This window comes from Microcoleus sp. BROC3, assembly GCF_036702515.1.
Classification (GTDB): Bacteria; Cyanobacteriota; Cyanobacteriia; order Cyanobacteriales; family Microcoleaceae; genus Microcoleus.
Genome location: NZ_JAUBTQ010000004.1, coordinates 1 through 22532, shown reverse-complemented (window position 1 = coordinate 22532; position 22532 = coordinate 1). Strand labels below are relative to the sequence as shown.

Sequence of the window (22532 nt, the reverse complement as noted above, 5' to 3'; positions counted from 1 at the left end):
TTGTATTGGGTTCGGCTATAATACTAAATCAGGCTTAAATACTCCCTTTATCTCTTAGTCCCCTTCTGCTCGGGCGAGAGTTTATGTAGTAGCGGTTTCAACCGGCGACGGATAAAGGGAGTAGCCAACCTGGATTTGGTATAATAACTACAGACTAATAAAATCGCTAGCAGTTAGAATACCCGGTGTAATATTGTTAAGCTTCGCCAGCACTTGATTGCTAGCCGTCACGCTAATCAAAGTTTGATTGTTGCTAGAAGTAATACTGAGTTGATTGAAACTCAAATCAGGATTCAACCCAATTAAATCCTCTCCCCTGCGGAAATCAGTAATGAGGTCGCTACCCAAACTTTGATTTAGGAAAAATACATCATTTCCCGAACCGCCTGTCAAAGTATCATCCCCAATATCGCCACTAAGGAAATCAGCACCGCTGCCGCCACTGAGAATATCGTTGCCTTTTCCGCCGTAAAGCGTATCGTTGCCGATGTCGCCGCATAGTACATCGTTTTCATTGCCGCCGAACAGCAAGTCGTTGCCCTCACCGCCATCGAGACTGTCGTTTTCTTTGCCACCGTAAAGCGTGTCATTTCCCAATAAGCCGAAAATTAGGTCTGCACCTTCATTGCCAAACACAGTATCGTTGCCATTTCCAGCATTAATGGTGTCATTTCCTAAGTTGCCTAAAATGTAGTCGTCGCCATCTTCACCCAACAAGATATCGTCATCTTTGCCGCCAAAAATGGTGTCGCTGCCAAGGCCGCCGGCAACTGTATCATTGCCAATATCTCCCCTGACAAAATCGCTGCCATCAGCGCCAACAACAGTGTCATTATCTTTGCCGCCGTAGATGGTATCGTTGCCAGCGCCACCAGAGATGAAATCGCTACCTTCATTGCCGAAAAGCGAGTCGTTATCGTCACCGCCGTCAATGTTGTCATTGCCGCCCATGCCGTAAAGAGTGTCGTTGCCGGCAAGTCCGTTAATCGATTCGTTGATGCCGCCGCCCATGATGAAACTGGTATCTTCACCGCCGTTGAGAGTTTGTTGGACGGGGTTGGGAGTAATGGTGGCAGAGTTTAATTCCGGGGCGCTGACTGCATCGAATAAGCAATCATCTGCAATAGGTGTTGGAGTTGGAGTGGGTGCGGGCGTCGGAGTCGGTGTCGGAGTCGGAGTCGGAGTCGGAGTCGGAGTCGGAGTCGGAGTCGGTGTCGGAGTCGGAGTCGGAGTCGGAGTCGGAGTCGGAGTCGGAGTCGGTGTGAGTGTAGTGAATTCAAAAGCGCCGATATCCACGATCGCACTTCCGTTGCTATCACCATCTTGAGGGCGAGTCACACCGCGCCCATCGGCAGCCGGCGCGCCCGCACCAGTACCGGTATCAATGGCAGGACTTCCTGCTAGCAGCGGCAGCACGAAAGCGCTGTTAATATTTTGCAAAGGGCCGAGTAAGGGGTCTGCGATCGTCACATTTGCCGTAACATTATTGTCGTTAGGATCGCCCGTCGTGAGTTTATTAGGAAATTGCAGATTATTTCCCCCGTCGATTAATTCCCGCCCGCTTTGCTGTTTAACCTTAAAAGGATTACCCGCCGTGTTGCTATCAAAAATCGAATTCTTGACAGTAATTGGCTGATTACCAAAAGTAGCAATACCTCCCGAATATTCCCCAGCGGTATTTTTAGCAAAAGTCGAATTGACGATATTAGTCGAAAAAGAATCTCTGTTACCGACAACCATTCCCCCGCCCTGGTTAGCAGCACTGTTGCCGGAAAATGTACTGTTAACAATGCTGATATTTCCGTCTTCACCCAACCACAAACCACCGCCGTTATCATCGGATGTATTGTTGGCAAAGGTGCAGTTTGTCACAGTCAAATCGGCATTGCCATGACGTACTCCGCCTCCAGAACCTCCAGAACCGGCAGCATTTTTGACGGCTTTATTATTAATAAAAGTGCTATTTTCTAATACCACTTTATCTGGGGGATAACCAAACAGAAAGGCTGCGCCTCCTTCTCCAGCACCAATATTCCCGTCAAAACTGCTCCCGCGAATAATGATGTTGCCACCGATCGCATCGTTAGTTAATTCGCTCGCTCCATCGACGTAAACTGCCCCACCAACGCCTTTTTCTGTGCGGTTGCCGGTGAATTTAGAGTTTTCGATCGTCATGCTGCCCAACAGGTTATTAACAGCTCCGCCGTAGCTGCCTTTGTTGTTGGTAAATTCGCTATCTTTGATAGTCAGAGAACCCCCGCTTTTCGTGGCGATCGCGCCGCCGCCGCGTTCGGTATTATCCGCTAGCGAACCGTCATTGCCGCTAAACTTGCTGTTAATTACAGTAGTAGTGCTGCGGAAACCTGTATAAATGCCGCCACCAAAACCAGCAACATTATTATTGACTTGGCAATTTTCTAAAGTTAAAGTGCTGTTACCTCCCGTTTGAATGCCACCACCGCCGCTAGTTTCATCATTATTCGGGTCGATCCCAGAAACTTTACCGTTGGCAACAATCAGGTTTTTTAGAGTAACATTGGTTGAACCTTCGGTGAGGATCACCCGCGAAGCATTGTTGCCGCTGATGGTTAAATTGGCCGCACCAACTGCATCAATTGTCAAGTTTTTGTTGATAACAAGTTGACCGGAAGTGAGAGTAATTGTTTGACTGGCAAGAGTAGAGGCAAATTGAATGGTATCGCCGGCCGCTGCAGAGGCGATCGCATCTCTCAATGAACCAGGCCCGCTATCATTATTGTTGGTAACGGTAACAGTCGCTAAAGTCCCTCGGTAATCCGCCATTGTTTCTGGAGTCAAGGCTAGCGGTGCTTCAATATCACCCTTGGCAAACTCCAAATTCCAGTTACCGCCGCGACCAGTGCGATCGCTAGATGCGGCAATATCAGCCCCGGTTAACTCGCCCAGGCGATCGACAAAATCGCTCCCAGAACCCGCAGCAACATCGCAACCGTAAAGCACGATATCAGCTTGGTCGCTCAGCGCATTTCGCCACCCTTGCAACTGACTTTCATATTGCGGCAAATTATCCGCATTCAAAGTCGCAGAACCTAGCTGCAAGCTGCCAGAATTGCCGTGAGAAAAAATGTGAACTTGGTCCACAGTTCCCCCCGCAGCAGCAATTGCTTCCAGTTTCGCAGTAATTTGCTCGACTCCATTGCCATTTTTATCTAAAATGATTGTCTCTGCACCGGGAAGCACCCCACCGGCAAGAGTTTGATAGTCCTCTAAGTCGGAGTCAATAAAAACAATAGATGTAGAACGAGAATTGTGGAGAACAGATTGTGAATCCATGTTGGTGGCAAAAGTTGAGCTCATTTGGCATACCCATGAGAAAGTTTACTATTTGCTGGTAGATTCACCTTAAAATCAGAAGGCTATAGATGCAGAATGGAGCGAGTCGAATTCAAACCTAAACGATAAATGTGGAACCTTCACTTTCAGGAAAAAAGTTAGTTTTTCTCCCGCTTCAAGTCCGGTCATTGTATCACATTCCGGTTTGTATGTGGGGATGGCTATTTTTATTTCAATACATCGCGCAAAAGATGTCAGGTAAATTCAGAAAAGAGATATAGAATTCCGAATTACTTAGGATGGCTCTAGATAGTGCGCCATACATTCGCCTTACCTAGAACCAGAAAATTCGTACCCAAGCTGGGTCAATCTCACCTGTTTGCCGATCGCAAAAACTTCCAAAAAATCCCAAATTAAGTTTTTCAGAATGCTTGCTTTATTCGGGCGGTGCTGATGGCGCACCAACCCGATTTTCCCCGGTAGTAAGGTGCTGATGGCGCACCCTACCACAGCTACTTAGATTATTACCTGAGTGAAATCGCTAGCGGTGAGACTACCGGGCGCACCGTTAAGCTTCGCTAACAATTGATTGGTGCCAGTCACGCTAATCAAAGTTTGATTGTTGCTAGAAGTAATACTGAGTTGATTGAAACTCAAACCAGGATTCAACCCAATTAAATCCTCTCCCTTACTGAAATCAGTAATGAGGTCGCTACCCAAACTTTGATTTAGGAAAAATACATCATTTCCCGAACCGCCTGTCAAAGTATCATCCCCAACATCGCCACTAAGGAAATCAGCACCGCTGCCGCCGCTGAGAATATCGTTGCCTTTGCCACCGTACATGGTATCGTTACCGATGTCACCGCAGAGTACATCGTTTTCATTGCCGCCCAACAGCAAGTCGTTGCCCTCACCGCCATCGAGACTGTCGTTTTCTTTACCCCCGTAAAGCGTGTCATTTCCCAATAAGCCGAAAATTAGGTCTGCACCTTCATTGCCAAACACAGTATCGTTGCCATTTCCAGCATTAATGGTGTCATTTTCTAAGTTGCCTAAAATGTAGTCGTCGCCATCTTCACCTAACAAGATATCGTCATCTTTGCCGCCAAAAATGGTGTCGCTGCCCAGGCCGCCGGCAACTGTATCTTTGCCGAGATCTCCCCTGACAAAATCGCTGCCATCAGCGCCAACAACAGTGTCATTATCTTTGCCGCCGTAGATGGTATCGTTGCCAGCACCACCAGAGATGAAATCGCTACCTTCATTGCCGTAAAGAATGTCGTTATCTGCACCGCCGTCAATGTTGTCATTGCCGCCCATGCCGTAAAGAATGTCGTTACCGGCAAGTCCGTTAATTGACTCGTTGATGCCGCCGCCCATGATGAAATCGGGACCTTCACCGCCGTTGAGAGTTTGTTGGACGGGGTTGGGGGTGATGGCAGCAGGGTCGAGTTGCGGGGCGTTGAGGTCATCCAGCGGGCCAGCATCCGAGGCCGGAGTTGGTGTCGGCGCGGGCGTCGGAGTCGGCGCAGGCGTCGGAGTTGGAGTTGGTGTCGGCGCAGGCGTCGGAGTCGGCGCGGGCGTCGGAGTTGGAGTTGGTGTCGGCGCGGGCGTCGGAGTCGGCGCAGGCGTCGGAGTTGGAGTCTCAGTTGGAGTGGGCGCAGGCGTCGGAGTCGGCGCAGGCGTCGGAGTTGGAGTCTCAGTTGGAGTTGGCGTTGGTGTCGGCGCAGGCGTCGGAGTCGGCGCAGGCGTCGGTGTCGGAGTTGGTGTCGGCGCGGGCGTCGGAGTCGGCGCGGGCGTCGGTGTCGGAGTTGGAGTCGGCGCAGGCGTCGGAGTCGGAGTCGGCGTTGGTGTGGGGACGACAGTACCTCCGAATTCAAATGATCCGCTGTCGACGATCGCACCTGGAATGATGTCGCCATCTTGAGGGCGAGTCCCGCCGCGCTGATCCGTAGCGGGTGCACCGGTGTCAATCCCTGTATCAATTGCCGGACTTCCTGTCAGCAGGGGCCTGACTAAAGCGCCGTTGATGTTTTGCAAAGGGCCGAGTAAGGGGTCTGCGATCGTCACACTTGCCGTCACCTTGGTATCGGTGTTAATCACCGGCCACTGAAAATTCCCTCCTCGATCGGTGTATTGGTCCGTGGTGTGTTGGTTAATTCCCCAAGGGTTTCCTCCGTTGCCCGCTGTATTGTTGGAAAAAATCGTGTTTTTGAGGGTGACATTATTGGCCTCGGCGAAGATACCTCCACCAACCCAGCCGGCGTAATTATCGGCGATCGTCGTGTTAACAATAGTTGTGGGTGCACCAAGAGTCATTGCACCGCCGAGTTTGTCGTAGCCATCAGGCACAGTAGTAGGAACTGAGTTGCCAGAAAACGTACTGTTAGTAATCGTAGCAGGGGCATTGCGTGTCCACAGGCCGCCACCTTGATTGCCGGCTTTGTTGCCCGCAAAGGTGGTGTTGGTAAGGGTCAATCCCTGGTTGGTGCTGTCGCTCAAAATCGTTACCCCACCACCGTTTCCAGCATTTCCACCGTTGGGTAGCGCCAGAATTTCGTTGTTTTGGAAAGTGCTATCTGCAACAGTTACGCTGTCTTGAGCGCCGGTGAACAGGTAAGCTGCTCCGCCTTCGCCCCGGCCTTTGTTGTCTTGAAATACGCTTTTGGTAATGCTAATTGTGCCGGAAGGCTCGTCAGTAGAACTAGCTCTGTCTGTGTAAATTGCGCCGCCGAAACCCCTTAAAAAAGAATTGCCGTTGGGATCGTCTGGAGCGAAAACGGCTGCGGTGGTGTCGTTGCCGATAAATCGCGAGTTTTCAACTTTTAACTTGCCGTTGAGGCTATTAATGGCGCCGCCGTTAATTCCTAAGTTGTTGGTAAAATCGCTGTTAACAACGGTGAGGTTTTTATTACTTGCAAAAGCAATACCCCCAGCGCCGCGTTCATCGTTAGTTGCGGTGGCGTTATTTCCCGTGAATTTACTGCCGGTCACGGTCAGGGTGTTGTTCCAGCCGCTGAAGATTGCACCGCCACCTTTATCAGCAACGTTGTTGGTAAACTGAACGTTTTCTACAGTCATTGCTACTTCGTCAGTTGTACCGATCGCACCCCCGTTATCAGCCGTTTTGCCGTTGATAATAATGAGGTTTTTGACGGCAAAGCTGGTGGCGATATCAACGTTGGCATTGACAAAAAAGGCGCGGGATGAGTTGTTGCCACTGATGGTTAAACCGGGTGCGGCGGCACCGTCAATGGTGATATTTTTGCCAGCGGGAATATCGAGTTGCCCGCTGGTGAGGGTAATAGTTTGGCTGGCTAAACCGGGAGCGAAGGTAATTGTATCGCCGGCAACAGCGCTGGCGATCGCAGCCCTTAATGAACCGGGCCCGCTATCGCTATTGTTGGCTACTACGATAGTAGCTAAATTACCTTGGTAACTTGCCATAGCCTCGGCTTGCAAGGCTAAGGGAGATTCAATTTGGCCAGAGGCAAATTCTAAATTCCAGTCGCCGTCGCTGCCGGTTATGTTGGTGGAGGCGGCAACGTCAGCCCCGGTTAATTGACTGAAGCGATCGACGAAATTAACACCTGTACCGACGGCTACATCGCAGCCGTACAGCATGATATCTGCTTGTGGGGCTAGTGCAGTTTGCCACTTTTCTAACTGGCTTTTGTATTGCTCTATGTTATCTGAACCCAGAGCAGTATTGCCGAGTTGTAGGCTGCCAGAATTACCGTGAGAAATAATGTGAACCGAGTCTATCGCCCCGTTAGTAGAGGCGTATTTTTCAATTTCAGAGGTGATTTGTTCGATGCCGTTTTTGGCGCTATCGAGTATTACTACCTGCTGTCCCGGCAGCACTCCCGCTGCAATTGACTCGTAATCTTCCACGCCGGAGTCAATGAAGACTAAGGAGCGCAGTGGCAATGTTTCAAAAGAAGATTGTGAGTTAACTTGAGCGAACGTAGAAGTCATATTGGATACTCCATTAAGGGCATTATTGGTAGATACACCCCGGAGTAATCTCATCAGGCTTATTTGATTATATCTTACCACCCTATTTGGAAAAAGTGCAACATTAAAAAAATATTTTTTTAATATTATTTTTATCCTGATTTACCTGTTGTCGCTGGTAGAGACGGATTTTTTTGAGGGCTACCGCTGGGGAATATAGCACAAAATTTACCGGAAATATTCTCATAAATCCTGCTTCTATCGTCCGCCGTTTTTCAGCCTTATTTGACTAACGTTAGCCCTAATTAAAAATTAGGAAATCATGGAGGTAATTCCCCCATGAGCAACCATTAAGAATTATATTTATTCGTTTTCATTTGAATATGATTTTTTACTTATACGCACGGTACTACGGTCTCCCTACCTATATTTCATCCAATATAAAACACAATTATATACAACATTTACAATAATTATATGTGCTGGGAAAATCCTAGTTTTTCGATATACAAAAATACTGATACCCAGCGGGTTGGATCGCATTTACTAAGACTCAAAACAGTCTGATATTAAGAGGAGTTTAATCGCTGGTAATCACGTGTTTTGTTCGGTGGCGCAGGCACTTTGAGGACTGCTCTCGTCACTACAAACGTGATTAGAATTATTCAGCGGGATTTGATCTGATTGCAGATTCAGTCAAATCAAATCGTTGATTTGGATCGCGCCTGCGTCCCCTCATTACAATTGGATTCAGACCAGTCTCCCTCAGCACGCTCTACACCCTCAATTGGATCACTCTTTAATTAGCAAACAGTCGATCGCGCCCGCTGCCTTTGCCGAGTGTGTCACTATTTCGATCGGCATAACACGAACCAAGTCCGCTTTTTTTACTTAGGGAACTGTCCCATTGTGGCAATTGACTTTTGTATGGTTCGAGGTCATCTGAACTGAGGATAACAGAGCCTAATTGCCGTTTGCCCGAGCTACTGTTAGAAATTGTGCGAACTTTGTCAATCTCTCTCAGGATAGAGGCATATATTTGAAGTGCCGAGGTAATTTGCTGGATGCCTTGAGAGTTGGAGTTAAGTAAAATTACTTCTTCACCAGCCAAAATCTCCGAGACAAAATATCCACTCTCATGGAGACTGGAGTCATTGAATACAAAGCTCTTGGATAGGGGATTGCGGTATTCCGAGGCGGGATTGGTTAGCGTCATAGAAGTGAACATATTCTGTCCTCCAAAAAGGTGTTTAGTGGTAGATATACCCCTGGAGTCAGATCCTCAGAAACTGCCGTTGACCTTGTTTATTTCGCTGATTCTTATTTCACCTATCTATCAGTTTGGCCTATTTTGGCTGGACTGCCATCCGCGATCGCACGGAATTTATATTCTGCGTGTTTTCCCCTAGTACCGGCACACCCGCAATTACCGAGCGATCCTATATCCTATCCGTGACACCACTTTAAAAAAAGAATCCAACTGCAGGCGGGTGCTTCAAACCTCGATATTTATCAGTCATTGCCAATTTTTTAATCTAAAATATAAAATCTAAAATGGTATAACAGTTAGTTGATTGGCGGGGAAACTCCACAGCTCAAGATTCTGTGGAAGATGGCGGTTTCTTCCCTGCATTGCGAATATTAATAATCTTGTTGAGCGAATCGAACCAAAAACCTGAACCCATAGAAATAGCTACGCCGCTCAATATCCAACCAAACAATTTTGCCATCAAAGCCGGGAACAATAAATTCCCCTTGGTATCTAGTTCTAACCTGTTCGGTTCGCTCCATCCAAAAGGCAGAGCTACCCTATCCAAAGCTATATCTACATCATTTTGAACTTTTCTCAGACTTGTTAAATTATCTAATTTAGCCTTAGCATTTTTTTCCACCAACTGCTGAGCGTACAAATTAACAGTCGATCGCAGCATCGAATCCTTAGACAACCGATTAATAATATTAATGCTATCAGCATTAGCAGCGACAGCGATCGCAGTTCCGAGCAAAATCGCTACCCCTCGGGAATTCCGCTTGTAAACGCCAGAAGCACGCTGCATCGATTGGTCAAACCAAATTTCAATTTCTTGCTGAAACCGCTGCAACTGCTCTTGAGTATCTCCGCCACCTTTTTCAGCGCGCTGCGCTAAAATATAAAGGCTGCGTTTCAAAGATTCTGGCATATTGTCCAAGGTTTCTTGAATTTGTTGGTAAATCGGACTGTCCTCTTGTTCCTCCCTAATTTCTGCTATCGTATCCTGACTTGTCCTAAGTTTCCTAACAGTATTTAACAGATTGCTCAAACTCGGTTGCAATTGCGAGCGCAGCGCCTCCCGTTCAACTTGGCTATCAAAACTAGCCTTAACAAATGCCATCTGCCTCTGAAATTCTCTACCTCCTAACTCGGTTTCGGGCAGATAAACCTGAGAATCCTTAATATAAAATCCTAACTTTTCCGACATCCGATCCAAGCTGTTGTTCAAACTTCCCAAATCGTTTTTATAATCTTCAACCACTCGATTAAACTCCGCCGTCAGCCAGCCTAATTCTTGCTCGATAATCGGTTTAGTAGACTCCGGCAGAGTCAGACCCTCTCCAATCACTTTAATTTGTGCCAACTGTAAGTTTTTAAATCTTTCCAATCGGATTTTAGAGATCGAACCCATCAGACTATAAATCTTTAAAGTATCCAAAAGGCTAGCAGAAAAACACTCTGCTGGAATATAAGAAGGCCCACTTGATTTATTGCCGAAAACATTTTTAGTGCCAGTAACTAGGCGGTAAAAATCCCCCATGCGGTGCGTAACAGCGCGGACTCCCTCTGCTAAAATCCCTTTCGCTCCCTGATTTAAATCCTTGATAATCGGATTGGTGTAAATCGAATTAGCCAACTTTCCGACTCGCTGAAATTGCACCGGATCTTTCACGCCTTCGCTGCCGCCAGAAATCAGCACTTCGATCGACTTCTTTAAATGTTCCGCCCGCCACTGCAAAACAGTAGCAATCAGTTCCTGAATTTCCGAAGCTAGCAAGCTTAAAGTCAGGTAGATAAATACTAAGCCAATGATAATATCTATAATTACAGGCAAGTTCATGGTATTTTCCTAGTCGCAAATAAGTGCTATCTAAGTTTACCTTCAGTTTGGGACGCTCATAACTCTCTTAACTTATGTCAGAAATCTTTCCATCCCTGGGCAGCAAACCGAAAAATCGCTGGAATGACAGCTTTACAGACAGACTGTGGATGCTGGCTTTTTTGTTGGCTGCAGTGCTGATTTTCGGGCTGAATCTGGGTGGCGTGGCGTTGCGGGATTGGGATGAAGGCATTGCAGCGCAGGTAAGCCGCGAAATTTGGCGCGGCAACTTAAATTGGCTGTATCCGACGATCGGCACAATGCCTTATTTGAACAAGCCGCCGCTGGTACACTGGCTGATGGGGCTGTGTTTTGCCGCCGGTGGCGTCAGCGAATTGACGGCGAGGTTGGTACCGGCGATGCTGACGGCCGCTTCAGTACCCCTGCTTTACGCGATTGGGAGGGAGTTGTTTCCGCAGCGTTCGAGCTCCATTTTTTCGGCCCTCGTCTATCTGACGCTGCTACCGGTAGTGCGGCACGGACGTTTGGCGATGTTGGACGGGGCAGTTTTGTTTTTTTTGCTCGCAGCAGTGTGGTGTTTGCTGCGATCGCGCCGCGACTTGCGCTACGCTTTGGCGGCGGGGATTGGGTTCGGACTCATTTGCCTGACTAAAGGGGTCATGTTGGGGCTGCTGCTGGGGGCGATCGGCTTTTTTTTCCTGGTTTGGGATACACCGCGACTCCTCACTTCTGGGTATCTTTGGGGCGGATTGGCGATCGGAACTTTCCCCGTAGCTGCTTGGTATTTTGCCCAGTGGCTGCACTACGGCCAAGATTTTATCAACGCTAATTTAGTTAGCCAATCTTTCCGTCGCATTTGGGAACCTGTGGGCAATCACAAAGGCCCGCCCTGGTATTATCTGTTAGAAATTTTAGAATCAGCTTGGCCGTGGCAGTTATTTTATCTGCAAGGGCTGTATTTTAGTTGGGAAAATCGCAATTTTCCAGGGCCAAAATTAGTGTTGGTTTGGACTGGAGTATATTTGCTGGCTATTTCTGTGATGAATACTAAATTGCCTTGGTATGTTTTGCCACTTTATCCAGCTTTTGCTCTAGCCGTTGGCAGTTATCTCGCTGAAGTTTGGGAGCAACTGTCGGTGCCATCTGAGCCGGTCAAAGATGAAGCAGAAGAACATTTTGATGCTATTTCTTTTTTGCCTCATCCTGCGATTTTGGCAATACTGGCTGTAGTTGCTGTCGCCGGTTTCCTGTATTTCGGATCGGGATTGCCGCTGGGAGGGCGCAATCTCTCCCCCCAGCGAGATTTGCAGTTAATGCTGATGTTTGTAGCTTTGACAATGACACTGGCGGCGGTGTTGCTGCACCGCAAAGACCGGCAGTTTATATTAGTTTTAATTTGGGGAACTTACCTGACGCTGTTGGTATTGGTCGCTTCGGATAACTGGGTTTGGGAACTGGCAGAGGATTATCCAGTTAAGCCGATCGCCGAAATTGTCCGCACAGGAACTCCGGCCGGTCAGGAGGTTTTTACTTCTCACCGCTTACCGCGTCCCTCGCTGAATTTTTACAGCAACCGCCAAGTTATTGTCGCCGACGGGCCGACACTCAAACAGAAATGGCAAACTCTTGATCGACCTTATTTTCTGTTAGAAAAACCAGTTTTAAAACATCTAGATTTGCCCAATGCTGAGATTGTCAAAACAGCCGACGATTGGGTGTTAGTAACTAAAAAATCAAAGGGTTTGTAGTGAGGACTTTAGTCCTCAGTTATTGTAGGGTGCGTCACCAGCTATTTGATGACTCGATCGACTCAACCTATCAAATAGCTTGCTCGAGCTCCTTTGATGAGGGAGCATCTCATATTTGTAAAAACACTTCTTCTGGCTTCTTCCTTCTTCCTCTTTCCTTCTGCCTCCTGCCCCGCAGCCTCGGGCCTCAAAACTCCAATTTCTAGCTTAGCTGCTTTCATTGAGATGCTCCCCTTGATGAGTAATCCCACTAGGTAGGACGGGCTATTTTTGCAAGAGGTCTAATGATTGATTGGAAACAGCAGTTTCCAGCATGGCATTTACTAAATTGCTTTGCAGGTACCACAGTTTGATGGTTTTGTCACGGCTAGCCGAAGCCAACGTTTTGCCATCAGGACTAAAGGCGACGCTATTGACCCCATCGCTATGGCGGGAGAGGTTAGCGAGCTCTTTTTGGGTTTCCAGGTTCCACAGTTTGATGGTTTTGTCACCGCTAGCCGAAGCCAAGGTTTTGCCATCGGGACTAAAGGCGACATCCAAGATGAAACCGCGATGCCCGGTGAGGGTAGCGCTCAGTGTTTGAGTTTCCAGGTTCCAAAGTTTGATGGTTGTGTCACCGCTAGCCGAAGCCAAGGTTTTGCCATCGGGACTAAAGGCGACTCTCAAGACTCCCTGGCTATGCCCGGTGAGGATAGCGAACTCTTTTTGGGTTTCCAGGTCCCACAGTTTGATGGTTTTGTCATAGCCAGCCGAAGCCAAAGTTTTGCCATCGGGACTAAAGGCGATGCTAATGACCAATTTACTATGCCCGCTGAGGGTAGCTAACTCTTTTTGGGTTTCCAGGTCCCACAGTTTGATGGTGTGGTCATCGCTAGCCGAAGCCAAAGTTTTGCCATCGGGACTCCATGCGACGCTAGTGACCACACTGCTATGCCCGGTGAGGGTAGCGAGCTCTTTTTTGGTTTGCAGGTTCCACAGTTTAATGGTATTGTCACCGCTAGCCGAAGCCAAAGTTTTGCCATCGGGACTCCATGCGACGCTCTTGACCCAACTGCTATGCCCGGTGAGGGTAGCGAGCTCTTCTTGGCTTTGCAGGTTCCACAATTTGATGGTGCGGTCACCGCTAGCCGAAGCCAAAGTTTTGCCATCGGGACTCAAGACGATGCTCAAGACTCCCTGGCTATGCCCGGTGAGGGTAGCGCTCAGTGGTTGGCTTTGCAGGTTCCACAGTTTGATGGTGTTGTCATAGTCACCCGAAGCCAAAGTTTTGCCATCGGGACTCCATGCGATGCTACTTACCGAATAGCTGTGCTCAGTGAGGGTAGCGCTCAGTGTTGGGCTTTGCAGGTTCCACAGTTGGATGGTGGAACCTCCAGCCGCAGCCAAAGTTTTGCCATCGGGACTAAAGGCGAGGCTGCTGACCGAACCACAACCATGCTCAGTCTGGGTAGCGCTCAGTGTTTGGCTTTGCAGGTTCCACAGTTTAAGGGTGTTGCCATAGCCACCCGAAGCCAAAGTTTTGCCGTCGGGACTAAAGGCGACGCTATTGACCGATTTGCTATGCCCGGTGAGGGTAGCGCTCAGTGTTTGGCTTTGCGGGTTCCACAGTTTGATGGTTTTGTCATCGCTAGCCGAAGCCAAAGTTTTGCTATCGGGACTCCATGCGATGCTATTGATCCGATCGCTATGCCCGGTGAGGGTAGCGCTCAGTGTTTTGGTTTGCAGGTTCCACAGTTTGATGGTTTTGTCATCGCTAGCCGCAGCCAATGTTGTGCCATCGGGACTCCATGCGATGCTAGTGACCGCAGCGCTATGCCCGGTGAGGGTTGCTATCTCTTTTTGGGTTTGCAGGTTCCACAGTTTGATGGTATTGTCACCGCTAGCCGAAGCCAATGTTTTGCCATCGGGACTCCATGCGACGCTAGCGACCACACCGCTATGCCCGGTGAGGGTTGCGTTGTTGGCTGGTTTCGGTGCAGCTATCCTTTGTGGTCGAATGTCGAATGTCGTCTCGCCTAAAGCATTTAGCTGTTTGAATCCTCCGTTCGGGTTTTCCACGGCGTCTTTCAAGGCGGCTTTAAGGAATCGATCGGAAACAGCAGTTTCCAGGATGGGATTTGCTAAATTATTAGTTTGATACAGTTGCTGATTAGCTGGATTGACTCGCTTCCCGCTAAAAAAACAGGCTCTAAACACCATGAACAGAGCCACCACACCAAAAAACCATCTCACAGTTCTCATGTTTAATACCTTTGGCTGTAGTTGATTGAGCCTCTGATTCCCATCTGTTAAATTTTGCTTTAACTCAGGTGGGCTGTTGATTATTTCTACTGGAACTGGTAATTGTTTAACTATACTCACTAAATTGCTCGTATTCTGGCTCTAGGGCGCAAAAATAGCGAATCTGACACTAACCGCGTGCGACATAAAGTCATCTACTGTCATTGGAACATCATAAGCTGTTGTGCTTTTAAATTGTATATTTCAATAGACCTCTTGCAACAGTTTTTTTAATCAAATTTTCGGACGGGCCTGTGCTCCCGTCCTAGCTATTTTTGCACTCTTGTCTAATGACCTATGACCTATTCGTCAAAAATTGTCCCCCTCTCCCCTTTTCCCCCTCTGGAACATAACAGGAAATCTATCTGGACATTAGCTTACTGCCTTTCTATTTTCAAGGCCGTTTCCACTCTTTGATACTCCGCCTCAACCTGTTCTAAAAGCGCGCAGGCTGGAGTTGATAAAGGCTTGTTCGCCTCTGTTCCGATGCGCCCCATGATTTCGAGTTCCTCGCACAGCTCAAACAAGCGAAAAGCACCGAGAGTACCGCTAATCGACTTCAAAGAGTGAGCCGATCGCCGCAAAGCCAGCGGATCGGCGTTGCACAGAGCCATAGAGATACCTCGCAGCAGTTCGGGAGCTGTTTCGAGGTAAATCTCGATCGCCTCGTCCAAAGCTTCCACTTCTCGCAGCCCCTCTATAATCTTGGCACTCAGGGAATCGCGGCTATCTGACAAAGCCCGATCGAGATTTGATTCACCGCACCCGACGACTGCGTGCGAATTGGGAATTGTCAGTTGTTGATTTCCCGCAACAGCCCCATTCGGTCGCACTTCTAATTCACTCGTTCCTCCTATCTGTTCGGCTTGCGAGTTGACACCAAAAATCGGCTGCGGGCGATCGAACTCCCCATTTGAGCGAGATTTACACGCGCTCAAAGCTCGAACCAATTCCTCAATTTCGATCGGCTTGCTCAAATAATCGTCCATCCCAGCAGCCATGCACTCTTCGCGATCGCCCTGCATCGCATTTGCCGTCATCGCCACAATCCAAGGCCTCGTCGATTTGGGATTTTCGATTTGGGATTTTCGATTGTTAGATTCCTCGTCAGTCGATTTGGGATTTTCGATTTGGGATTTTCGATTGTTAGATTCCTCGTCAGTCGATTTGGGATTTTCGATTTGGGATTTTCGATTGTTAGATTCCTCGTCAGTTGCGGAAACTTCTGATTCTCCCGCGGGATTATTTGTCGAGTTTAGATTACTAGATTCCTGTTCTGTTGCGGAAACTTCTGATTCTCCCCTGGGATTTTCTAAGGTGAAATCTCCTGAAAATTGCTCGCGGATGCGGCGGGTAGTTTCCAAACCGTCCATTTCCGGCATTTGCACGTCCATCAGCACCACATCGTAAGGCTGGCGGCGCAAAGCTTGGAGCACTTCGATACCGTTTCCCGCCACATCCGCGCGATACCCCATCCGCTGCAAAATTTGCAAAGCCACTTTCTGATTCACCAAATGATCGTCAGCCAAAAGAATCCGCAGGGGTAACTTCTCGGCCAGCACAGGTATGCTTTGCAAAAAAGGCCCGCTGCTGCGCTGCACTCTAATTTCAGTTGGCTGTTCCCCAAAAATATTGATTAAAACATTGTAAAGCTGAGATTGTTTAATCGGCGTGTTCAAAAAAGCAGCAAAATCCACCTCAATCCCAGGGGTGTTAATTTCTTGCCTGCCGATCGAAGTTAGCATGACTAACGGCAACTTTTCGCAATTAGGATACTGGCGAATTTGCGCAGCTAAAGCCAACCCGTCCATTTCTGGCATTTGCATATCCAAAACTGCCAAGTCAAACTCCTCTTTAGCAGCTAGCCAATCTAAAGCCAAACGAGCCGAAGCTGAAGCCCTAGCCACCATTCCCCAAGACTGAGCTTGGAGAGTCAGAATTTGGCGGTTGGTAGCATTGTCATCGACAATTAAGACTCGCTTGCCAGCTAATTCAGGTTGAGAATTGCTCAAGTTAACGGGCAAGGAACTGTTGGAGCCAGAAACGATCGTGCTGAAATAAAAAGTAGAGCCAACGGATGTGAGATTTTGGCCGCTCGGCTTGTTGCTGAGTAAAGATTTCCCAGAGCAATATTTTTCGGCAATTTCGCAAGATTCTCCCCATTCCACATCAAAAACTGTGGCTATAAAATCTGCGGGAGGATTGCCCGCCAGACTACCCATACTTTCCACCCACATCCTGCCACCCATCATTTCGGCCAAATGCTTGCTAATTGCCAAACCCAATCCGGTACCGCCGTAGTGCCGACTCGTTGAAGAATCTACCTGGCTGAAAGATTTAAACAGCCGATCCATACGATCGCTTGGAATGCCGATACCGGTATCTTTGACTGCAAATTGTATTTCGTATACTTGGTGAAGTGTTAGTGGTTGGCCGTTAATTGCTAGCGGTTCTTTAGCGTTGGCCACCGGCAATGAAATCTTTTTGGCAGTCGCCGAAACCACCACTTCTCCAGCTTCGGTAAATTTAACGGCATTGCTGAGCAAGTTGATTAAAATTTGCCTCAAGCGGGTGCTGTCGCCGATCGCAGTTACGGGTACGGAACGATCGATCAAGTAACCCAATTCCAGTTTTTTTTCTGCCGCCTTGGCAGCTACCAAATCGAGGGATTCCTCAATGCAAGTGCGGATGTCAAATGGATGTTCCTCCAAGTCCAATTTGCCCGACTCAATTTTCGAGAAATCTAGAATATCGTTGATCAGTGTCAGCAAGGCATCGCCGCTGCTGCGGATAGTTTCTACAAAATCGCGCTGTTCGCGAGTTAAGCGGGTATCCAGTAGCAAACCCGTCATGCCGATGACTCCATTCATCGGAGTGCGAATTTCGTGGCTCATGGTGGCTAAAAATTCGCTTTTAGCTCTGGTAGCAGCGAGTGCTTGATCGCGAGCTTTTGCCAAATCAACGCCTGTTTGCTGGCGTTCGAGTTCGCTTCCCACCCATTGAGCCATAAGTTTTACCAACTCTCTGTCTACAAATCGGAACGGTTCTGCCAAAGGAGTTGGAGAAAAGAAGCACAGAGTCCCGTAAACTTCACCTGCCACTGTGACGGGAATGCCCATGTAAGCTTCGATCTTGAAGGCTGGATCGTCCGTGTTGAAGGATAAACCCGAAAACCTCACCGACTCAAAGTAGATGGGTTCTTTTGCCATTGCCGTAGCGACGCAAAAGGTTTTTTCCAAATCATAGATTTGTTCTTTCACGATCGACCCATCGGGACACTCAACAGCCATTATTTGATAGTTGTCGCCTTGAATGCGGGACAAAATTCCCACGGACAGGCTTAACTGCCGGCATCCCATTGCCAGCAGTTCTTGGAGGCGCAAATCAAAGGTAGAGAGGCGGTTGAACGGGTCTGTACGTGGAGCCGAAGTCACTTGGTACAAAGCTTTAATTGCAGCTTCGCTTTCTCGCAGTTCTTGTTCTGTTTGCTTGCGCGCGCTGATGTCGCGGGAAATGCCGATAATTTCTTGCACTTCGCCGGTTTCGGGATCGCGAATCGTGCGGCCGGTGGTTTCAAACCAAATGTATTTGCCGTCTTTGCGGCGGATGCGGTAGCTGACGGTGTAAGTAACTGGGAGGGCCAAGACTTTCCAGTGAGCTTTGGCGATCGTTTCTAAATCGTCGGGGTGAAAATAATCGTTGGGGACGTGGCCGATTAGTTCTGAAGGTTCGTATCCCAGCAAAGCGCGGCTGGCGGGCGATACGTAAACCAACACGCCCTGGGGGTTGTGTCTGGTGATCATGTCGGTTGAGTTTTCGGCCATCAACCGATAGCGGTCTTCGCTATCTAAGCGTTCGACTTGAGAATTGCTTAATGCTTCTAGCATTCGGTTGATGGTGTCGGCCAAGCTTGCGAGTTCATCTGCTCCGGCTATATGAACCCGCAAGTCTGGGTCACCGTTGGCTGCGATGTTGCTGACGCTGGTGCTTAAGGAAGCCAATCTCGCCAAGACTAATTTTTCTAGCAACAGCAGGGCGATCGCGCTAAATATTAAACCTACTGCCAGTGTTGATAAGGTAAACAGCTCCAAGGTAGCCTGACCTTGGCGGTAGATGATGCGGTCTGCCTCTACTCGCAGCAGCAGGGCTAGTTTGCCGTGGATGTCGCGAATCAGGGCGTATCCTGCGACTAAGGTGTCGCTGAGCGGCTCGACTAAAATTTCTACTGATTTGAGGTTGGAAATTTTGAGTTTGACATTTTCCAACTCCTGCCTCGATCGAGCCATCGACTTGGCACCGTGGCCGGAGTAGTTCGCGGCTCCGACTTTAAAATCCAAACTCGGCAATCTAAAATCCACTGACAGGTGAGTTAGTTCTGAAAGCAAACCGATTTCGCTGCTGTCGAGGTAGCGTCCCAGGATCAGTGTCCCGCGCGGCGGGCCTTGGGCGTTGCTGTTAAAGATGGGCTTTGAGGCAATCAGCAGCGTGGCTTCTGGCAGGGTGAGGACGCCTGTTTTGGCGGAGAGGCGAGATCCTCCGACTGTTGAGGAGTCTCGCAGCGCGTCTGTCAAGTGCTGTTTTAAGCTTTCGGGAATCGGGAGTTCGGTTTGGGATTTCAGGTCGAAACCTTTGCTGAAGATCGTCTGACCGCTGGAGTCGAGCAGCACCAATAAGTTTAGTCTCAAGTAAATAAATGTCGAATCGACGAAATTTGACTTGACAAAATTTTCGTTCCGTGTATTTACGAAAGAGTAAGTATCGTCCCACTCGGCGTAATCTTGGGCGCTGGTGTCTAAATTCGACAAGTCGTCATCTAATGCGTCCAAAGCCCGCGCGACATCCTGGCGGACGTACTGTGCCTCCAGGTTGTGAAAATCGTGCAGCAAAATGGTTGATGCAGTGGCATAGAGAACCACAATCAGGCTGATTAGCGCTGCACCGATGATTAATAGTGTTTTTTTTCGGAGTTGCATGGCGTCGCCCTCCTCACGGTGCTACTAGGCAACTAGCCAGGGGAGGTTTGAGACGTAGGTTGTTTAGCATTGGCGATCGCAAAGCCTGCGTGTTTTGACTGTTGTGGGCTGAGTTGGAAATACCAAGGGTTTTTCCAAGGTATCGCGTATGTCGCCCCCCACAGTCAGTATAGTATTTTCACACCTTTAGCTAGGCAGACCAGAATCCCCACACCATACTCTTAGTTAGGGCGTGGATGAAAGTCGAGCCAGATCCTCCAGGAGTGTTCTTGGGCGTAGTTCGCACTCCTGGAAAGGAAGGACGACGAAACGAGCGCACCCCGCAGATTCCTCGCTAAGGAAATCCGATTTAGTACAAATGGTTGTTGACCCGCCCGAGCGATCGGACAGACAGGCTCATGTAGGGATGACACGCTTACCTAGCAAAAGAACAGATCTCGGGGAAGGAATATCGGCGTTGCATAATGGCGGGATGATTTTGATTGTTTTGTGGGATGGGCCCATGAGCCCGTCCGATATATTTTCAAAGCAGGCGGGACACCCCACAAGCATCATCCTCCAATTGTGCAACGCCGGAATATCTCTAGCTGGTCGGCAATAGCCGTAAATCCAAGAGATGTGGTACATAAACAACAAACTCCTTGGGAAGCAGGGAGTCTGTCCGATCGCGTGTTTCGGCACTGTGGGAGTGAGGGCACGAGTTGTCAAACCTCCGGACGCTGTGTAAGACCACGATACAGGGTACGAACTGCTTCGGAAGTCCCGATCTCTGGCAACGGCGGATGAAATGCGAAGCCCGGGCTGTACCGCGTCAGCGGGAGAGTATAGGTACTTCACTTCCCTATTATGCACAACCTATTACCTACCAGTTATGACCTGACGATCGGCATTTTCAAAAGAAACGGGCGATCGAACTCAAAACAGTTCGCGTTTGTTGACACTCTCCGGGCTAAAGCCACGGAGATTCTAAAGAAACTACCAAAAGGCAATTCTTGAAGGCGCTGTCAATTCGCCCCTACCAACTCCGTCAAGGTCAAGCCCTAACATCGTCGCTACTTTTCTTAAAATATTGGCAGCCCCATTGCAGTCAGCATTGATGTACCAATTCTTTAGACCCGTCCGGTACAAACCGCGCTTTACCCGTCTACCCGTTTCCTTCCACCCATCGGGTTTTTCACCGATTGTAGGTAGAAAATCACGGTCTACAAATGATGCTTTAGACGTGTAACTTTCTTCAGTTTCGACAAATTTAATACCGTATTGTTCGCACAGTTGAGCAATACGGTTTTTCAATCGTGCCGTAGGGATTTGAACAAACTGTTGGTTTGTCTTTTTGCCCATACAGGCAGAATTTTTCTGCCCCTTGTTCCACCCAAAGACGACAACACCAATTCCATTCTTGATGCAGTGATTAATGACTAAGCGAGCTGCTTTATTCACGGCATCACGCATTTGACGGTTTCGTTTTTCGGTCAGTCGCGCCAATTGATGCGACCAAAAACCGTTATGCTTGCCCTCCATCAGAGTGGCTACTCGCTTGTTATACCATTGATTAACCGACTTCAATTGCTTGCCATCAACAATAAAGCTTGTCCCTGAGTTGCTAACGCAAGTCAGCCAGTTATCAATACCGTGATCGATACCTAAAGCTTTTTGATTGTCTGTAACAGTTTGAACGCTGGGTATTTTATAAACGAACTCGGCGTAAAAACAGCCATTCCTGGGGAGAATTCTAATTTCTCGAATGTCGGCATAGTCTAAGTTGATAGGCATGGGAATCTGAAAATTCTTCAGTCCAAACCAAGCTGTTACTTTTTGACCGAGAGGAATTGAAACTTGACCGTCAATCAACTTTTTTCCCAGCGCTTGCTTCGGATAAGCTATTAAATGAAATCCGCCAGGAGTTCGGTAACTGGGGAATTTTGGCTTGAATTCAAGCTTGCCATCCCAAAACGATTTGATTAATCCCTTGAACGATTTTACCGATTCACCAACAGCTCCACAGGTCTGTTGAGCAGCTTGAGCGCACAAAGCTCCGTAATGAGGGTTGCGTTTCAAAGCGTTGATTATGTCAAACGGACGCACACAGAGATTAGCTTTGAAATATATTTGACGAGCGTAGTAGACTGCACAATTGTGCAGCTTGTTCGATTCTTGACAAATATACTCTAAAACTGCTTTAACTTTTTGGTCGGGATTGAGTAGTATTTGTTGGCATCCAAACATTTAAGCCTCATTGATGTGATATGTTGATTATACACGATCGATCAACGGAGTCAATCATTGTTATGGCGAGTTTGTCGAAAAAGGATTTAGAGTACCGACACGAGAGTAACGCCGTTTCACTAATCAATATGCACTTTGTTTTTATTCCGAAACGTCGTAAAGCTGTCCTGGTAGGCAAAATCGCGGAACGGCTACAAGAAATTATTTTTGAGGTAGTGACCGAAAACAGATGGAAGATTATTGCTTTGGAGATTATGTCAGATCACGTACATTTATTGGTTAACGTTAAGCCGACTGATTCCGCCAGTTTTGTCATGCAAAGAATCAAAGGCAGAGCTTCCAGTTACTTGAGGAAAGAGTTTCCTGAATTATTAAAATTGCCTACTTTGTGGACTCCCAGTTATTTTGTTTGTAGTGTTGGCAACGTCTCAACCGAAACTGTAAGAAAATATATTGAAGAGCAGAGGAATAAATAATATGGAACACTCGTAGCTATCAGGCTACGACTGCGTTTCATCCCCGGCTTGAAAGACCGGGGTTCTCACGCGACGCGCTATAGCTGCAAAATATTGGGGAGAGAGCGGACTGGCGCGTTTAGTTTTGCCCGCAAAAACTTTCTAAGTCCAAAAGCTATTTTGCCGAGTGTAAATAATATCGTTTCCAGTTGCACTTCTTATGATACCGAGGACACCGCGAGAGCCTAAGTCCCTAACCCGATTAATTGTAGGGACTTAGGTGTTCGCGGTGTCTTGACTGTGGGTAATATTAATTCCGGTAGTGCCCTGAAGGAAAGGATGGAGTAAACTTAAGCTACTATTACAGAGAAGTGTTTGCCATTGGTGATATGACAGTAGAAATTAATTCTTGCCCCAATTGTGGCTCCGAAGAAGTTAGTCGTAACGGTCAGACTCGGCATGGTAAACAAAACTACAAATGTCGAG

At 48.1% G+C, this 22532-nt stretch carries 10 protein-coding genes; 3 read left to right on the top strand and 7 right to left on the bottom strand.

The features are described 5' to 3' along the window. Nucleotides 1–147: 147 nt before the first annotated feature. The 4 genes from QUB30_RS03460 to QUB30_RS03445 all read right to left on the bottom strand — a co-directional run bounded on the left by QUB30_RS03460 (nt 148) and on the right by QUB30_RS03445 (nt 10364). Nucleotides 148–3336, bottom strand: coding sequence for a DUF4347 domain-containing protein (locus tag QUB30_RS03460; protein WP_333329109.1), 3189 nt, complete (start codon nt 3334–3336; stop codon nt 148–150). A 492-nt stretch (nt 3337–3828) separates the two neighbouring features. Next, entirely contained in the window at nt 3829–7293 is a 3465-nt protein-coding gene (locus QUB30_RS03455) for a DUF4347 domain-containing protein (protein ID WP_333329107.1), read from the bottom strand. Between the two features lie 778 nt (nt 7294–8071). After that, nucleotides 8072–8500 carry a DUF4347 domain-containing protein gene (locus QUB30_RS03450; protein ID WP_333329105.1) on the bottom strand — a complete coding sequence of 143 codons (429 nt, stop codon included), beginning with the start codon at nt 8498–8500 and terminating at the stop codon, nt 8072–8074. Between the two features lie 367 nt (nt 8501–8867). Then, nucleotides 8868–10364, bottom strand: coding sequence for a hypothetical protein (locus QUB30_RS03445; protein WP_333329102.1), 1497 nt, complete (start codon nt 10362–10364; stop codon nt 8868–8870). Between the two features lie 74 nt (nt 10365–10438). On the opposite strand from QUB30_RS03445, the gene QUB30_RS03440 reads away from it, so the two are divergent. Then, nucleotides 10439–12112 carry a glycosyltransferase family 39 protein gene (locus tag QUB30_RS03440; protein WP_333329099.1) on the top strand — a complete coding sequence of 558 codons (1674 nt, stop codon included), beginning with the start codon at nt 10439–10441 and terminating at the stop codon, nt 12110–12112. A gap of 264 nt (nt 12113–12376) precedes the next feature. On the opposite strand, the gene QUB30_RS03435 is transcribed toward QUB30_RS03440, so the two are convergent. The 3 genes from QUB30_RS03435 to QUB30_RS03425 form a co-directional block, all read right to left on the bottom strand. Next, nucleotides 12377–14473 (bottom strand): WD40 repeat domain-containing protein, encoded by a 2097-nt coding sequence (locus QUB30_RS03435; RefSeq protein WP_333329096.1) that lies wholly within the window; start codon nt 14471–14473, stop codon nt 12377–12379. Nucleotides 14474–14769: 296 nt separating this feature from the next. Continuing rightward, entirely contained in the window at nt 14770–19365 is a 4596-nt protein-coding gene (locus QUB30_RS03430) for a response regulator (protein ID WP_333329093.1), read from the bottom strand. A gap of 975 nt (nt 19366–20340) precedes the next feature. Further along, on the bottom strand, nt 20341–21591 hold the full coding sequence (locus QUB30_RS03425) for a transposase (protein ID WP_333329090.1): 1251 nt from the start codon (nt 21589–21591) through the stop codon (nt 20341–20343). Nucleotides 21592–21653: 62 nt separating this feature from the next. On the opposite strand from QUB30_RS03425, the gene tnpA reads away from it, so the two are divergent. Both tnpA and QUB30_RS33760 read left to right on the top strand, forming a co-directional pair. Next, on the top strand, nt 21654–22067 hold the full coding sequence (tnpA, locus tag QUB30_RS03420) for an IS200/IS605 family transposase (protein ID WP_333329087.1): 414 nt from the start codon (nt 21654–21656) through the stop codon (nt 22065–22067). 368 nt (nt 22068–22435) lie between these two features. Continuing rightward, the coding region (locus QUB30_RS33760; RefSeq protein ID WP_445300465.1) for a transposase-like zinc-binding domain-containing protein at nt 22436–22532 on the top strand (97 nt) is incomplete at its 3' end.

What these genes read in the sequence shown, in the direction of transcription:
- QUB30_RS03460 (WP_333329109.1), bottom strand. Translation starts at nt 3,336, where the DNA reads ATGAGCTCAACTTTTGCCACCAACATGGATTCACAATCTGTTCTCCAC.
- QUB30_RS03455 (WP_333329107.1), bottom strand. Translation starts at nt 7,293, where the DNA reads ATGACTTCTACGTTCGCTCAAGTTAACTCACAATCTTCTTTTGAAACA.
- QUB30_RS03450 (WP_333329105.1), bottom strand. Translation starts at nt 8,500, where the DNA reads ATGTTCACTTCTATGACGCTAACCAATCCCGCCTCGGAATACCGCAAT.
- QUB30_RS03445 (WP_333329102.1), bottom strand. Translation starts at nt 10,364, where the DNA reads ATGAACTTGCCTGTAATTATAGATATTATCATTGGCTTAGTATTTATC.
- QUB30_RS03440 (WP_333329099.1), top strand. Translation starts at nt 10,439, where the DNA reads ATGTCAGAAATCTTTCCATCCCTGGGCAGCAAACCGAAAAATCGCTGG.
- QUB30_RS03430 (WP_333329093.1), bottom strand. Translation starts at nt 19,365, where the DNA reads ATGCAACTCCGAAAAAAAACACTATTAATCATCGGTGCAGCGCTAATC.
- QUB30_RS03425 (WP_333329090.1), bottom strand. Translation starts at nt 21,591, where the DNA reads ATGTTTGGATGCCAACAAATACTACTCAATCCCGACCAAAAAGTTAAA.
- tnpA (WP_333329087.1), top strand. Translation starts at nt 21,654, where the DNA reads ATGGCGAGTTTGTCGAAAAAGGATTTAGAGTACCGACACGAGAGTAAC.